The organism is Hyalangium sp. (genome assembly GCF_045802625.1).
Lineage (GTDB): Bacteria > Myxococcota > Myxococcia > Myxococcales > Myxococcaceae > Hyalangium.
Genome location: NZ_JBJMQP010000108.1, coordinates 140,450 through 156,773, shown reverse-complemented (window position 1 = coordinate 156,773; position 16,324 = coordinate 140,450). Strand labels below are relative to the sequence as shown.

Below are 16,324 nucleotides of genomic sequence, written 5' to 3'. Positions count from 1 at the left end.
CGTCGCACCATTGCGATCCTTCGCGGCCCTGGCGTACCTTGCCGGCACTTTGAAGCGGAACGACACAGGCGCGGGGACGGTGGTGGATCTGCTGGGAGCCCGGCGCGAGCGGAGGCTGGAGCTCTATCGCGCGAGGGCCGCGGATCGTCTGGCGACCAACCGCGTGGCCCTGGAGACGCTGTACCAGGGCGGCACCCTCTTCTCTCCCGAGGGCACCCGGCAGGGCCGGGCCCTGCTGAAGGCGCGACAGATATTGCAGCGCGTCAATTCCCTGATCGAGCTGCTCGCCGGCGAGGGCGTCACCCCCGCTCCCCGCCTGCCCGAGCGCATCGAGGAAGTCTACGAGGAGCTGGACACCCTGCTCTCTCGCAGCGACGCGCTGTCCGGCCGGGATGAGGCCAGCGTGGCGCACCTCCCGCGCAGCTAGCGAAGCCGCCCTCATGGGCGAAACGAACGAGGCACCTCGCGCGGGCTGCGGGAGGTGCCTCGATTGCTTCCAGGGACTGCAAGGGCTCAGCGGGGGCGAGCCTCATGGCCCCGCCCGTCCGCTCAGGGCATCTCGGTCTGGCCCTGGCGCCGCAGGAAGGTGGGGATGTCGAACTGATCCTCGTCCAGGGGCAGCGCCGCGTCCTTCACCACCGCGGTGCGCGGGGGCGTCGTCACCGCCTTGTTCTCAGAGGAGGACATGGTGCGAGCCCCGGCCTTGGCGGGCACCAGGCTGGCCACTTCCTCGCGAGCGGCGTTGAGCACCGAGGGCGCCGGGCGGGTGACGAGCGGCACTGGCGTCGCGGGCACCGCCACCACGCGCTGCGGCTGCCGGCTGTCCCGGTGCACGAAGCCCGTGGCGATGATGGTGATCTTCACCTCGTCCTTGATCTCCTCGTCGATCAGCGAGCCGAAGATGATCTCCGCCTCGCTGTCAGCGGCGTCATGCACCAGCGTGAGGGCCTCATTCACCTCCTGCAGCGTCATGTCCCGGCCGCCGGTGATGTTGATCAGCAGGCCGGTGGCGCCGTCGATGGAGACGTCCTCCAGCAGCGGGCTGGAGATGGCCTGCTGCATGGCGTTGAGCGCGCGGTTGGTGCCCGAGGAGCGGCCGGTGCCCATGAGCGCCAGGCCCTTGTCACTCATGATGGTCTTCACATCCGCGAAGTCCACGTTGATGTAGCCGTGGTACTGGATGAGATCCGAGATGCCCTGCACCGCGTTGAGCAGGACTTCATCCGCGCGCTTGAAGGTCTCCAAGAGCGGCATGGGCTCGGTGCTCAGGGTGAGCAGCCGCTGGTTGGGGATGGTGATCAGCGTGTCCACCGCGGCCTTGAGCTCCACCAGGCCCTGCTCGGCCTGCTTGCGGCGCTTGTTGCCCTCGAAGAGGAAGGGCTTGGTCACCACGCCCACCGTGAGGCAGCCCAGGCTCTTGGCGATGTCCGCGATGATGGGCGCGGCGCCCGTGCCGGTGCCACCGCCCATGCCCGCGGTGACGAACACCATGTCCGCGCCCTCGAGCACGGCGGCGATCTGCTCCTTGGACTCCAGGGCGGCCTCGCGGCCCATCTCCGGGTTGGCGCCCGCCCCCAGGCCCTTGGTCAACGTCTGTCCGAGCTGCAGCCGCGTCGGCGACTTGTTGGCGGCCAGCGCCTGCACGTCGGTGTTGGCAGCGATGAAGTCGACCCGTTCCAGCTTGGCCAGGATCATCGTGTTCACCGCGTTGCAGCCGGCTCCACCCACGCCGACAACACGGATCTTCGCGGCCTGCTTGTTCTGCTCGAACTGGTCCATGGTGATCCTTTCGGCGGAAGCCGCGCACCTGGGCGTGCGCGTTTCCAAGGCCACCAATCATCAGCAAGTCGGGATCTTTGGCAAGTATTCCGCTACTTGCCTGTAGCAGCCGCCCTCGCACCCGAGTCCTGACAGGCACTTACGCGAATCCTGAACATCCATTCCGTATCCGGGAAGGTGCTCGGGCGCCATCTTGACGTGGGATCGAGACTTTGTCCCAAACGTGTTTGCCGCACTGCGTGACCGCCCTGGCGGGCGCGCTCCGGAGATCCACCCCGAAGTGCGCACCGCAGGACGGGCACAGGCCGCAGTCTCCACCGGGGGTCTGACATGCCCCCGGAGCTGATCAGGGCTGCTCGACCTCGATCTCCTTGGGCTTCACCTTGAGGATGGTGAACTCCACGCGGCGGTTCTGCTCGCGGCCCTTGGCGGTCTTGTTCGAGGCAATCGGCTTGGCCTCGCCGTAGCCCACGGCCTCCAGGCGCTCGGCGGCGATGCCCTCCATGACGAGGCGGTCGCGCACGGCCTCCGCGCGGGTCCGCGAGAGCACCAGGTTGGCCCCATCATCACCCTGATCATCGGTGTGGCCCTCCACGCGGACCTTCTCGATCTGCATGTTGCCCTTGAGTACCTGCGCCACCTGCTTCAGCAGCGGGAAGGACTTGGGGAGGATGGTGGCCTTGTTGGTGGCGAAGAAGATCTTGTCGAGGATGACGATCTTCTCGCCCTCGACGAGCACCTTCACCTTGCCCTTGTCCGGGCAGCCGTCCTCGTCCTTCACGCCGTTGATGGTCTCCGGCTCGTTGGGGCACTTGTCATCCGCGTCCAGGATGCCGTCGTGATCGTTGTCCGGATCCGGGCAGCCGTCCGTGTCCTCGAAGCCGTCCTTGTCCTCGGGCGCGTTCGGGCACTTGTCCTTGTCGTCGGTGATGCCGTCTCCGTCCGTGTCCACCGGCGGCGCCACGTCCGGGCAGCCGTCCTCGTCCTGGAAGCCGTTCTTCGTCTCCGGCTCGTTGGGGCACTTGTCGTTCGTGTCCGCGATGCCGTCCTGATCATTGTCCAGGTCCGGGCAGCCATCCTCGTCCTGGAAGCCGTCCTTGTCCTCGGCCTCCTGCGGGCACTTGTCCTTGTCATCCGTGAGGCCGTCCCCATCCGTGTCCACGGGCTTCTTGGGCTCGACCTTGGGCTCGGGCTTCGGCTCCGGCTTGGGCTCGGGCTTCGGCTCGGCCTTGCTCTCGGGCACCACGTAGGTGAGGGCCGCGAACACCCGGAAGCCCGGCGTTCCGTAGCCCTGGCTGAGGCCCGGGCCACCGCCGAGCTGCGCGGCGATCGCATCCGAGATGCGGTACTTCGCCGTGGCCAGCAGCTCCAGCGGCTTCTCCTCGGAGCCCGACTGCCCCAGCCCCATCGCGCCCATCAGGGTGCCACCCACCGAGAGCTCACGGGCTCCCACCTGGAAGGGCACCTCCGCGCCAACGCCGTAGGCCAGCTCGTTGGACACCACCAGGTTGCGCAGCTGCTGCTTGGAGCGGAGGTTGAGGCCCAGGTTGGCCAGCACCCGCAGGCCGCTGCTGCTGCTCCACTCGCCGAGCACCTTCGGACGCACGGAGAAGCCGCCTCCGAGGAAGCCCGTGCTGCCGCCCGTGGGCAGGTGGATGGGCACCGCGGCGCCCAGGCTCAGCCCGCCGTCGGAGTACAGGTTCGCCTTGGGCACCACGCGCACGTCGCCCAGGCCGCTCTTGCCCCCGCTCGTCTCCGCGAGCGCCGCCACGCTGGCGGTCCCGGAGCCTTGCGAGGTGAAGGGGATGGCCAAGCCGAGCTCGAACCGATCGAACAAGGAGATGGCGCCCATCACGTCCGCGGTGATCTGGCTGTCCACCAGGCTGTAGACGGTCGTGTTCTCCCGCGGATCGCGGAAGGCGAGCGGGTCCTTGGCGTAGTTCAGCGACAGGCCGAAGTTCCAGCTCTTGCCCACCCTGGCGCTGTGGAGCCCCAGCAAGTCATACGCGCCGGGGGCCGGCTTGTACTGCTGCACGTCGATCTTCTCGGAGGCCGAGGTGGCGGAGACCTGGGCCTTCGCCGGAGCCGCCGCGAGGACGGCCAGCAGGCCCAGCACGCCCCAGGTGCCAGCACGCGAGGCCAGGTGCGAGCCCGCCGCCCGGCGCCGCCGCAGCAGCGGCAGGCCGAGCAGCATGAGCAGCGGCACGAGGCTGGTGGTGCCCGTCGAGGCGCACCCGCCACCGGCGATGACGAAGTCGTCGTTGGGGTCCAGCGGGTTGGTGCCGCCGTTGACCTCGGCACCATCGTCCGCGCCACCGTGATCCGTGTCGGCCTCGTTCGGGTTGGTCTCGCCCGTGTCGAGGCTGCCGTTGTGGTTGGCGTCCTCGGAGCCGTCCACCAGTCCGTCACCGTCCGTGTCGGCCTGGGTCGGATCCGTCGGGTTCTCGCCCTTCACCTCGACACCGTCGGACAGGCCGTCGTCATCCGTGTCGGCCTTGTTCGGATTGGTCTCCTTCGCGTCGACGCGGCCGTTGTGGTTGGCGTCCTCCTCGCCGTCCTTCAGCGTATCGGCATCCGTGTCCACGAGCCGCGGGTTGGTCTTCGTGGTCGGATCGAGGTCCGCCACGAAGCGGGACATGTCGGTGCCCGTGCCTTCCGGCTGCGCCAGACCGCGCTCCAGACCGTCGCTGAGCCCGTCACCATCCGTGTCGAACTTGCGAGGATCGGTCTCGCCCTCGTCCACGATGCCGTTGCGGTTGGCGTCCTCGGTGCCATCGCTGATGCCGTCGTCGTCGCTGTCGGCGTCGTTCGGGTTGCTCCCCGTCTCCACCTCGAGCACGTCGCTCAAGCCGTCTCCGTCGGAGTCGACGTCCACGCGGACGACATGGACGGTCACCGTGGCCGTGTCCGCGCCGCCATTGCCATCCGACACCGTGTACGTGAAGGTGACGTCGCCCACGAAGTCCGTGGCCGGAGTGAACACCACCGCCGAGCTGTCCGTGGCCACCGTCACCGTGCCACCGCTGGCGGGCTGGGTGACGGCCGTCACCGTGAGCGTCTCGTTGGTGTCCGGCGCCGTGCTGTCGTTGGCCAGCACGTCCAGGCTCTTGGCGCCCGCGTTCATGGTCACCGTGAACGTGTCATCCGTCGCCGTCGGCGGGGGGTTCGTGCGCGTCACCGTCACCGTCACCGTGGCCGTGGCCGTGCCATCGTTGCCGTCGGAGACGGTGTACATGAACGTCGTGGTGCCGAAGAAGCCCGGTGCCGGGGTGAAGCTGACGTTGGAGGCCGTGAAGGTCACCGTGCCCTTGGCCGGCTGAGTCACCGCGGTGATGGTCAGCGTCTCGCCCGTGTCCGGCGCCGTGGTGTCGTTGGCCAGCACGTCCAGCACCGTGGCCGCGCTGTCCTGGGCCACCGTGACGGCGTCGTCCTTGGCCGTGGGCAGGGTGCCCATCCCCGTCACGTTCACCGTCACCTTGGCGCTGGCGTTGCCGCTATTGCCATCGGAGATCTTGTACGTGAACGTCGTGGTGCCTCGGAAGCCCGCGTTGGGCATGAAGCGCACCACGCCATTGATGAGCGTCACCTGGCCGTTGGCCGGCTGGCTCACCGACACCACCGTGAGCGTCTCGCCCGTGTCCGGCGCCGTGCTGTCGTTGGCCAGCACGTCCAGCACCGTGAAGCTGGTATCCCGAGCCACCGAGAAGGTGTCGTCGTTGGCCACAGGCAGGTGGTTGGGTCCCTTCACCGTCACAGTCACGCGAGCCGTGGCCGTGCCACCGTTACCATCCGACACCGTATAGGTGAAGGTGGTGGTGCCGGTGAAGCCAGCGGCGGGCGTGAAGCGCACCACGCCACCCGTCAGCGTCACCGTGCCGCTGAGCGGCTGAGTCACCGAGGTGATGGTGAGCGTCTCACCCGTGTCCGGCGCCGTGGTGTCGTTGGCCAGCACATCCAGCACCGTGGCGGAGCTGTCCTGGGCCACCATGAAGAAGTCGTTGTTGGCCACAGGCAGGTGGCCGCTACCCGTCACGGTCACCGTCACCGTGCCCGAGGCCGTGCCGCCGTTGCCGTCGGAGATGGTGTACGCGAACGTCGTGGTGCCGCTGAAGTTCGGCGCCGGGGCGAAGCTGACGTTGGTGGCGGTAAAGGTCACCGTGCCGTTGGCCGGCTGGGTCACCGCGGTGATGGTCAACGTCTCGCCCGTGTCCGGAGCGGCGGTGTCGTTGGCCAGCACATCCAGCGCCACGGCCGAGCTGTTCACAGCCACCGTGAAGCTGTCGTTGTTGGCGGTGGGCGGATCGTTCACCGGCGTCACGTTCACGGTCACCTTGGCGCTGGCGTTGCCGTTGTTGCCATCCGAGATGGTGTACGTGAACGTCGTGGTGCCGTTGAAGTTCGGGGCGGGAGTGAAGCGCACCACCCCACCCGTCAGCGTCACCGAGCCGTTGGCCGGCTGGCTCACCGACACCACCGTCAACGTCTCGCCCGTGTCCGGAGCGGCGGTGTCGTTGGCCAGCACGGTCAGCACCGTGGCGCTGCTGTCCTCGGCCACCGTGAAGCTGTCGTTGTTGGCCGTGGGCGGGTTGTTGGTGCCCGTCACGTTCACCGTCACCGTGCCCGTGGCGAAGCCGCCGTTACCGTCCGAGACGGTGTACTGGAACGTCGTGATGCCGCTGAAGTCCGTGAACGGAGAGAAGCGCACCACGCCACCGATCAGCGACACCGCGCCGTTGGGCGGCTGGGTCACCGAGGCCACCGTCAGCGTCTCGCCGGTGTCCGGATCCGCGGAGTCATTGAGCAGCACGTTCAGCTCGTTGCCCGAGCTGTTGATCGCCACTTGGAACGCGTCGTCATTGACCGTGGGCGGATCGTTCACCGGCGTCACGTTCACCGTCACCGTGGCCACGGCCGTGCCGCCGTTGCCATCGGACACCGTGTACATGAACGTGGTGAGGCCGTTGAAGTTCGGCGCCGGCGCGAAGCGCACCACGCCATTGGTCAGCGTCACCCTGCCGTCGGCCGGCTGGGTCACCGCGATCACCGTCAGCGTCTCGCCCGTGTCCGGCGCCGTGCTGTCGTTGGCCAGCACGTTCATCGGCGTGAGCAGGCTGTCCTCCGTCACCGTGAAGACGTCGTCGCTGGCCGTGGGCAGGCTGTTCATATGCTGCACCGTCACCGTCACCGTGCCCATGGCCGTACCGCCGTTGCCATCCGAGATGGTGTACGTGAACGTCGTGGTGCCGCTGAAGTGGGCCGCGGGCGTGAAGTAGACCAGGCCCGACGAGAGCGTGACCGTGCCGTTGGCCGGCTGGGTCACCGACACCACCGTCAGCGTCTCGGGCCCGTCCGGCAGGTAGGTGTCGTTGGCCAGCACGTCCAGCACCGTGGCGCCGCTGTCCTGAGGCACCAAGGCGCTGTCGGCGTTGGCCGTAGGCGGATCGTTCACCGGCGTCACGTTCACCGACACCGCGGCGGTGGCCGTGCCGCCAAGGCCGTCCGACTCCGTGTACGTGAACACCGTGGTGCCAAAGAAGTTCGGCGCCGGGGTGAAGCTCACGTTGGACGAGGTGAATGTCACCGTGCCGTGGAGCGGCTGGCTCACCGCGGTGATGGTCAGCGTCCCGCCCGCGGTCGGATCCGTGCTGTCGTTGGCCAGAACATCGAACACCGTGGCGCTGCTGTCCTCGGCCACCGTGAAGGTGTCGTTGTTGGCCGTGGGCACGCTGTTGCTCGACACGGTGACCGTCACCGTGCCCGTAGCCGTGCCGCCGTTGCCGTCCGAGATGGTGTACGTGAACGTCGTGGTGCCGGTGAAGTTCGTGTTGGGAGTGAAGCGCACCACCCCACCGCTCAGCGACACCGAGCCGTTGGCCGGCTGAGTCACCGCAGTGACGGTCAGCGTCTCGCCCGTATCCGGATCCGTCGTGTCGTTGCCCAGCACGGTCAGCACGTTGTTCGAGCTGTTGACCTTCACCCAGAACGAGTCGGCGTTGGCCGTGGGCGGATGGTTCACGTGCTTTACCGTCACCGTCACCGTGGCGCTGGCCGTGCCGCCATGGCCGTCCGAGACGGTGTACCGGAAGGTCGTCGTGCCGGTGAAGTTCGTGTTGGGCGTGAAGCTCACCGCCCCGCCGCTCAGCGTCACCGTGCCGCTGGCCGGCTGAGTCACCGAGGTGACGGTCAGCGTCTCGCCCGTGTCCGGCGCCGTGCTGTCGTTGGCCAGCACGTCCAACACGTTGGCGCTGCTGTCCTCGAGCACCATGAAGGCATCGTTGTTGGCAACAGGCAGGTGGTTCACGGGCGTCACCGTCACCGTCACCTTGGCGCTGGCCGTCAGGCTGTTGCCGTCCGTCACCGTGTACTGGAACGTGGTCGTGCCCACGAAGCCCGCGTTGGGCGTGAAGTGCACCACCCCGCCGCTCAGCGTCACCAGGCCATTGGCCGGCTGGGTCACCGACATCACCGTCAGCGTCTCGCCCGTGTCCGGCGCCGTGGTGTCGTTGGTCAGCACATCCACCACCGTGGGCCCGCTGTCCTGGAGCACCGAGACGAAGTCATCGTTGGCGACAGGCGGGTGGTTCACGTGCCTCACCGACACCGTCACCGTGGCCGTGTCCTGGCCCCCGTTGCCATCCGACACCGTGTAGATGAAGGAGGTGGTGCCAAAGAAGTGGGCCGCCGGGGTGAAGCTGACGTTGGAGCCCGTGAAGGTCACCGTGCCGTGGAGCGGCTGAGTCACCGCGGTGATGGTCAGCGTCTCGCCCGTGTCCGGCGCCGTCGTGTCGTTGCCCAGCACGTCGAACACCGTGGCGCCGCTGTCCTCGTCCAGCGTGAAGCTGTCATCGTTGGCGATGGGCGGATTGTTCGGGCTGCCGATATAGACGGTCACCGTGGCCGCGGCCGTGCCGCCGTTGCCATCGGAGATCTTGTACGTGAACGTCGTGATCCCCTCGAAGCCGGCCGCGGGGGTGAAGGTGACGTTGGTCCCGGAGAAGCTCACCGTGCCGTTGGCCGGCTGAGTCACCCCGATGATGATGAGCGTCTCGCCGGTGTCCGGCGCGGTGGTGTCGTTGGCCAGCACATCGAACACCATGGACCCGCTGTCCTTGGCGATCGCGAAGCTGTCGTTGTTGGCCGTGGGCGGATCGTTGAGCGGGTTGACCGTGACCGTCACCGTGCCCGTACCCGTGCCGCCGTTGCCGTCGGAGACGGTGTACGTGAACGTCGTGGTGCCGAAGAAGTTGGGCGCCGGCGTGAAGCGGACGTTCGAGGCGGTGGAGGTCACCGTGCCATTGGCCGGCTGGGTCACCGAGAGGATGGACAGCGTCTCGCCCGTGTCCGGCGCCGTGCTGTCGTTGGCCAGCACGTCCAACACGTTGGCGCTGGTGTCCTCGTCCACCACGAAGCTGTCGTCGTTGGCCGTGGGCGGATCATTCACCGGCGTCACCGTCACCGTCACCGTGCCTTGAGCGGAGCCGCCATTGCCGTCCGAGATCCGGTACGTGAACGTCGCGGTGCCGTTGAAGTTGGCCGCCGGAGTGAAGGTGACGTTCGAGGCCGTGAAGGCCACCGTGCCGTTGGCCGGCTGGGAGACGGAGGTGAGGGTGAGCGTCTCGGGCGCGTCCGGCAGGTACGTGTCGTTGGCCAGCACGTCGAACGTGGTGGGCCCGCTGTCCTCGGCCACCGAGAAGCTGTCGTTGTTGGCCTTGGGCGGATCGTTCACCGGCGTGACGGTGACCGTCACCGTGGCCGTGGCCGTACCGCCATGGCCGTCCGAGATCGTGTACTGGAACGTCGTGGTGCCGTTGAAGTCCGGCGCCGGCGTGAAGTTGACGATGGAAGAGGTGAAGGCCACCGAGCCGTTGAGCGGCTGAGCCACCGAGGTGATGGCCAGCGTCTCATTCGTGTCCGGCGCGATGCTGTCGTTGGCCAGCACGTTCAGCCCCACATCCACTCCATCCTCGGGCACGCTGAAGCTGTCGGCGTTGGCCACGGGCGGGTGGTTCACGTGCGTCACGTTCACCGTCACCGTGGCCGTGGCCGTGGCCCCGTTGCCGTCGGAGATGGTGTACGTGAACCGGGTGACGCCGCTGAAGTTCGTGGCCGGCGTGAAGCGCACCACGCCACCCGAGAGCGACACCGTGCCATCGGTCGGCTGAGTCACCGAGATCACCGTGAGCGTCTCACCCGTATCGGGCGAGCTCGAGTCGTTGGTCAGCACGTCCAGCGCCGTGTTCGAGCTGTCCTCGGCCACCGCGAAGGTGTCGTCGTTGGCGGTGGGCGGATCGTTCACCGGCGTCACGTTCACCGTCACCGTGGCCGTCGCCGTGCCGCTGTTGCCATCGTTCACCGTGTACGTGAACGTCGTGGTGCCGTTGAAGTTGGCCGCCGGAGTGAAGGTGACGGAGAAGTCCGTGAACGTCACCGTGCCGTTGGCCGGCTGCGTCGCCGCCGTGATCTTCAGCGTCTCGCCGGTATCCGGCGCGGTGGTGTCGTTGGCCAGCACGTTCATCACCGTGGGCTGGCTGTCCTCGCCCACCGTGAAGCTGTCGTTGGTGGCGACAGGCAGGTGGTTCACGTGCGTCACGTTCACCGTCACCGTGGCCGTCGCCGAGCCCCCGTTGCCATCCGAGATCGTGTACGTGAACCGGGTGGTGCCGGAGAAGTTCGGGGCCGGGGTGAAGCTGACGTTGGAGGCCGTGAAGGTGACGGTGCCGTTGAGCGGCTGAGCCACCGAGGTGATGGTCAGCGTCTCATTCGTGTCCGGCGCGATGCTGTCGTTGGCCAGCACGTCGAACACCGTGGCGCCGCTGTCCTCGAGCACCGTGAAGCTGTCGTTGTTGGCGACAGGCGGGTGGTTCACTCCGCCGACGACCACGGTCACCGTGGCCGTGGCGGTACCGCCGTTGCCGTCGGAGATGGTGTACGTGAACGTCGTGGTGCCGAAGAAGCCCGGGGCCGGGGTGAAGCTGACGTTGGAGCCCGTGAACGACGCCGTGCCGTTGGCCGGCTGAGTCACGTTCGTGATGGTCAGCGTCTCGCCCGTGTCCGGCGCGGAGGTGTCGTTGGCCAGCACGTCCAGGATGTTGGCGCTGCTGCCCTCGGTCACTGGGAAGCTGTCGTTGTTGGCCGTGGGCGGATCATTCACCGGCGTGACGGTCATCGTCACCGTGCCCGTGGCCGTCCCACCATTGCCATCCGAGATCGTGTACGTGAACGTCGTGGTGCCGTTGAAGTTCGGCGCCGGGGTGAAGCTGACGTTGGAGGCCGTGAACGACACCGTGCCGTTGGCTGGCTGGGTCACCGAGGTGATGGTGAGCGTCTCGCCCGTGTCCGGAGCGATGCTGTCGTTGGCCAGCACGTTCAGCACCGTGGCGCCGCTGTCCTCGGCCACCGTGGAGCTGTCGTTGTTGGCCTTGGGCGGATCGTTCACCGGCGACACGTTCACCGTCACCGTGCCCGTGGCCGTGCCACCGTTGCCGTCCGAGATCCGGTACGTGAACGTGGTGGTGCCGTTGAAGTCGGCGGCCGGGGTGAAGGTGACGTTGGAGCCGGTGAAGGTCACCGTGCCGTTGGCTACCGGGGACACGGAGGTGATGGTGAGCGTCTCGGGTGCGTCCGGCAGGTAGGTGTCATTGGCCAGCACGTTCAGCGCCGTGGGACCGCTGTCCTCGGCCACTGCGAAGGTGTCGTCGTTGGCCGTGGGCGGGTCGTTCAACGGGTTGACGGTCACCGTCACCGTGCCCGTGGCCGTGCCGCCGTTGCCATCCGACACCGTGTACGTGAAGGTCGCGGTGCCAAAGAAGTTGGCCGCCGGAGTGAACCGCACGCGGGTCGCGGTGAAGCTCACCGTGCCGTTGGGCGTCGGAGTAACGGCCGTGACGGAGAGCGTCTCGCCCGTGTCCGGCGCGAAGGAGTCGTTGGCCAGCACATCAAACAGCGTGGGGCCGCTGTCCTCGTCCACCGCGAAGGTGTCGTCGTTGGCCGTGGGCGGATCATTCACCGGCGTGACGGTGACCGTCACCGTGGCGGTGGCCGTGCCCCCGTTGCCATCCGAGATCGTGTACTGGAACGTCGTGGTCCCGTTGAAGTTGGCCGCCGGCGTGAACTTCACGTTGGTGGCGGTGTTGGTCACCGAGCCGTTGGCCGGCTGAGTCACCGCGGTGATGCTCAGCGTCTCGTTGGCATCCCCCTGGGTCGAGTCATTGGCCAGCACGTCCAGGGTGTTGGCGCCGCTGTCCTCGGGCACCGAGAAGCTGTCGTTGGTGGCGATGGGCGGGTGGTTCACCGGCGTGACGGTGACCGTCACCGTGGCGGTGGCCGTGCCGCCGTTGCCATCCGACACCGTGTACGTGAACGTCGTGGTGCCGTTGAAGAAGGGCGTGGGCTTGAAGCTCACCACGCCGCCGGAGAGCGTCACCGCGCCGTTGGCCGGCTGGGTCACCGCGGTGACGGTCAGCGTCTCCGGCGCATCCGGCGCGGAGGAGTCGTTGGTCAGCACGGTCAGCACCGTGAACCCGCTGTCCTCCTGGACCGAGAAGCTGTCGTCGTTGGCCGTGGGCGGGTCGTTCACGGGGTTGACGGTGACTGTCACCGTGGCGGTGGCCGTGCCGTTGTTGCCGTCCGAGACCGTGTACGTGAAGGTCGTGGTGCCAAAGAAGTTGGGCGCCGGGGTGAACTTCACGGTCGTCGCGGTGAAGGTCACCGAGCCGTTGGCGGGCTGAGTCACCGAGAGGATGCCCAGCGTCTCGCCCGTATCCGGCGCGGTGCTGTCATTGGTCAGCACGCTGAACGAGGTGGCCGCGCTGTCCTCGTCCACCGCGTAGCTGTCGTTGTTGGCCGTGGGCGGATGGTTCGTGTGCGTCACGTTCACCGTCACCGTCGCCGTGTCCGTGCCGCCGTTGCCGTCCGAGACCGTGTACGTGAACCGGGCGACGCCGCTGAAGCCCGCGGCCGGCGTGAAGCTCAGCACGCCGCCGCTGAGCGTCACCGTGCCACTGGCCGGCTGCGCCACCGAGCTGATGGTCAGCGTCTCGCCCGTATCCGGGAACGTGGTGTCATTGGCCAGCACGTCGAACGTGGTGGGCCCGCTGTCCTCGGCCACCATGTAGCTGTCATCCACCGCGTCCGGCGGATCGTTCACCGGCGTCACGTTCACCGTCACCGTGGCCGTGGCCGTGCCGCCATTGCCGTCCGAGATGGTGTACTGGAACGTCGTGGTCCCGTTGAAGTTCGGCGCGGGCGTGAACCTCACGGAGCCGGTGTTGGAGGTCACCGTGCCGTTGGCCGGCTGGGTCGCCGAGGTGATGCTCAGCGTCTCATTCGTGTCCGGGGCGATGCTGTCGTTGGCCAGCACGTTGAACGTGGTGACACCGCTGTCCTCGGCCACTGTGAAGGAGTCGTTGTTGGCGACAGGCGGGTGGTTCACGTGCGTCACCGTCACCGTCACCGTGCCCGTGGCCGTGCCGCCGTTGCCGTCGGAGATCGTGTACGTGAACGTGACGGTGCCCTCGAAGTCCGTCGCGGGCGTGAAGGTGACGTTGGTGCCGGTGAAGCTCACCGTGCCACTGGCGGGCTGAGTCACCGCGGTGATGGTGAGCGTCTCGGGCGCGTCTGGCAGGTACGTGTCGTTGGCCAGCACGTTCAGCACGTTGGCGCCGCTGTTCGCGGGCACCGAGACGGAGTCAGCGTTGGCGACGGGCGGATCATTCACCGCCGTCACGTTCACCGTCACCGTGCCCGTGGCGGTACCGCCATTGCCATCCGAGATGGTGTACGTGAAGGTCGTGGTGCCAAAGAAGTTGGCCGCCGGCTTGAAGCTGACGTTGGAGGCCGTGAAGGTCACCGAGCCGTTGGCCGGCTGGGTCACCGAGAGGATGCTCAGCGTCTCGCCGGTATCCGGCGCCGTGCTGTCGTTGGCCAGCACGCTGAACGGCGTGGTCCCGCTGTCCTCGGGCACCGAGAAGCTGTCGTTGTTGGCGATGGGCGGGTTGTTGCCCACCGTCACCGTCACCGTGGCGCTGGCCGTGCCGCCATGGCCATCCGAGATCGTATACGTGAACGTCGTCACGCCCTTGAAGCCCGCGACCGGGGTGAAGCTGACGTTGGAGCCATTGTTGGTCACCGTGCCGTTGGCCGGCTGGGTCACCGAGGTAATGGTGAGCGTCTCGGGCGCGTCCGGCAGGTACGTGTCGTTGGCCAGCACGTCCAGCGCGTTGCCGCTCGTGTTGGCCCCCACCGAGAAGCTGTCGTTGGTGGCGACGGGCGGGTCATTCACCGCCGTCACGTTCACCGTCACCGTGCCCGTGGCCGTGCCGCCATTGCCGTCCGAGATGGTGTACGTGAACGTCGTGGTGCCGAAGAAGTTGGCCGCCGGCGTGAACTTCACGTTGGGGCCAGTGGTGGTCACCGAGCCGTTGGCCGGCTGGGTCACCGAGGTGACGGTCAGCGTCTCATTCGTGTCCGGAGCGATGCTGTCGTTGGCCAGCACGTCGAACGTGGTGGCCGTGCTGTCCTCGGCCACCGAGAAGCTGTCGTTGGTGGCGGTGGGCGGGTGGTTCACCTTCGCCACGTTCACCGTCACCGTGGCGTTGGCCGAGCCCCCGTTGCCGTCCGAGATCGTGTACGTGAACGTCGTGGTGCCGAAGAAGAGGGGCGTCGGCGTGAAGGTGACGTTGGTGCCATTGTTGGTCACCGAGCCATTGGCCGGCTGAGTCACCGCGGTGATCGTCAGCGTCTCGGGGCCGTCCGGCAGAGAGGAGTCGTTGGCCAGCACGTCCAGGACGTTGGCGGTGCTGTCCTCGAGCACCGGGAAGGTGTCGTTGGTGGCCGTGGGCGGATCATTCGTCCCCGTCACCGTCACCGTCACCGTGGCCGTGGCCGAACCGCCTCGGCCGTCCGAGATGGTGTACGTGAACGTCGTGGTGCCGAAGAAGTTCGGGGTCGGCGTGAACCTCACGCTCGTCGGGGGCGACCCGAGGGTCACCGTGCCCCCCGCCGGCTGCGTCACGCTGGTGATGGTCAGCGTCTCGCCCGTGTCCGGCGCCGTGCTGTCATTGGACAGCACGAAGAACGTGGTGGCCGAGCTGTCCTCCACCACCGTGTAGCTGTCGTTGTTGGCCGTGGGCGGGCTGTTCGGTTGGCCGACGTTGCAGGTCACCGTCGCGCTGGCCGTGCCGCCGTTGCCATCCGAGATCGTGTACGTGAACGTCGTGGTGCCGCGGAAGCCCACGGGCGGCGTGTACTTGATGCCCGTCCCGGTGAAGGTCACCGAGCCCGTCGCCGGCTGGGTCACCGCGGTGATGGTGAGCGTCTCGGGCCCGTCCGGCAGGTACGTGTCGTTGGCCAGCACGTCGAGGGGGTAGTCCGTGCTGTCACCCGGCACCGAGAAGGTGTCATTCACCGCGGTGGGCGGATCATTCACCGGGGTGATGGTGATGGGGACGATGTTGACGGTCTGCTTCACTCCTCCGAGGCCGCTGTTCCCCAGGTCGACGACCGTGAAGACGATGGAGGTGGAGCCGAAGAAGTCGGCCTTCGGGATGAACACCATCCCATTGAGCGCGGCGTTGACGTTGGTCAGGTTGCCGTCGAAGACCATGCTCGAGTCAGCAGTGCCATCGCCACCCAGGAAGGTGAGGCCCGTAACGCCGCTCAGCGTCAGCGTGCCGTTGTTCTTGTCCACGCCCAGGGTGATGCGGACGGGCCGGGTGAACGCATCCGGGTCCGTCGTGGCGAACTTCTTGCCCGCGGCCCCGAAGGTGACCTGCGTGTCCTCGGGGATGGTGAACGGAACCGGCGCCGTGTTCACCGGCGCGTCGTTGTTACCGACGGCCGTCTCATCCGTGGCCGTGTTGTTGCCCGGAGTGGGATCATTCGTGTCGGAAGTGATGCTGACGCTGGCCACCATCAGGACGTCTTCCTGGAAGGGCGCCTGCATGCTGAAGGTGATGAACTGCGCCGAGTTCACCGCGAACGACGCCGTCGTGCAGATCCACTTGTAGATGCTGCCCGAGGGGTTGCACGTCCAACCCGTCGGAGCCGCAGAGGCGCTCTGGAAGAACGACTGAGGAGGCAGGTTCACCGTCAGCGTGACGTTGCTGGCGGCCTGGGGCCCCACGTTCTGGAAGTCGACCCTGTAGTTGACGACAGTGCCCAGAGCGACCGCGGTGGACGCGTCACTGATCGTCGCCGAGAGGTTCGCGTCCGCCGCCAGCATCCACATCAGGTTCTGGTCGGGCGTGGGCATCCACTCGCCCAGCAGCGGCTGCTCTTGCGGAATGATCGTCGGCTGCGAGGGATTGGAGGGCTCGGAACTCTCGGGAGCCTCAACCGGCTCGGGACCACACGAGGCGCCCAACAGGCCCAGCACCAGCAGCGGCGCCAGCAGTCGGAAGTTCATGGAACGGAGAGAAGGCAAAGTGGAACCCATCATGGTGGATGTTCCGGGACCGGGACGGAGCCACTCGAGAGCGGCCTCATTCTTCGGTCTGATCGGATGCGGGTATTGGCGGGGTCGGCGGATTACGACTTTCGGACGGAA

Annotated in this window: 3 protein-coding genes; 1 reads left to right on the top strand and 2 read right to left on the bottom strand. The window is 67.3% G+C overall.

The features are described 5' to 3' along the window. Nucleotides 1-49: 49 nt before the first annotated feature. Nucleotides 50-427, top strand: coding sequence for a hypothetical protein (locus ACJ8AT_RS19620; RefSeq protein WP_407739293.1), 378 nt, complete (start codon nucleotides 50-52; stop codon nucleotides 425-427). 122 nt (nucleotides 428-549) lie between these two features. On the opposite strand, the gene ftsZ is transcribed toward ACJ8AT_RS19620, so the two are convergent. Then, nucleotides 550-1,779, bottom strand: coding sequence for a cell division protein FtsZ (gene ftsZ / locus ACJ8AT_RS19615; RefSeq protein ID WP_407739292.1), 1,230 nt, complete (start codon nucleotides 1,777-1,779; stop codon nucleotides 550-552). 346 nt (nucleotides 1,780-2,125) lie between these two features. Then, on the bottom strand, nucleotides 2,126-16,183 hold the full coding sequence (locus ACJ8AT_RS19610; protein ID WP_407739291.1) for an Ig-like domain-containing protein: 14,058 nt from the start codon (nucleotides 16,181-16,183) through the stop codon (nucleotides 2,126-2,128). Nucleotides 16,184-16,324 lie beyond the last annotated feature (141 nt).

Coding starts and splice junctions, on each gene's coding strand:
- ftsZ (WP_407739292.1), bottom strand. CDS start 1,779: ATGGACCAGTTCGAGCAGAACAAGCAGGCCGCGAAGATCCGTGTTGTC.
- ACJ8AT_RS19610 (WP_407739291.1), bottom strand. CDS start 16,183: ATGAACTTCCGACTGCTGGCGCCGCTGCTGGTGCTGGGCCTGTTGGGC.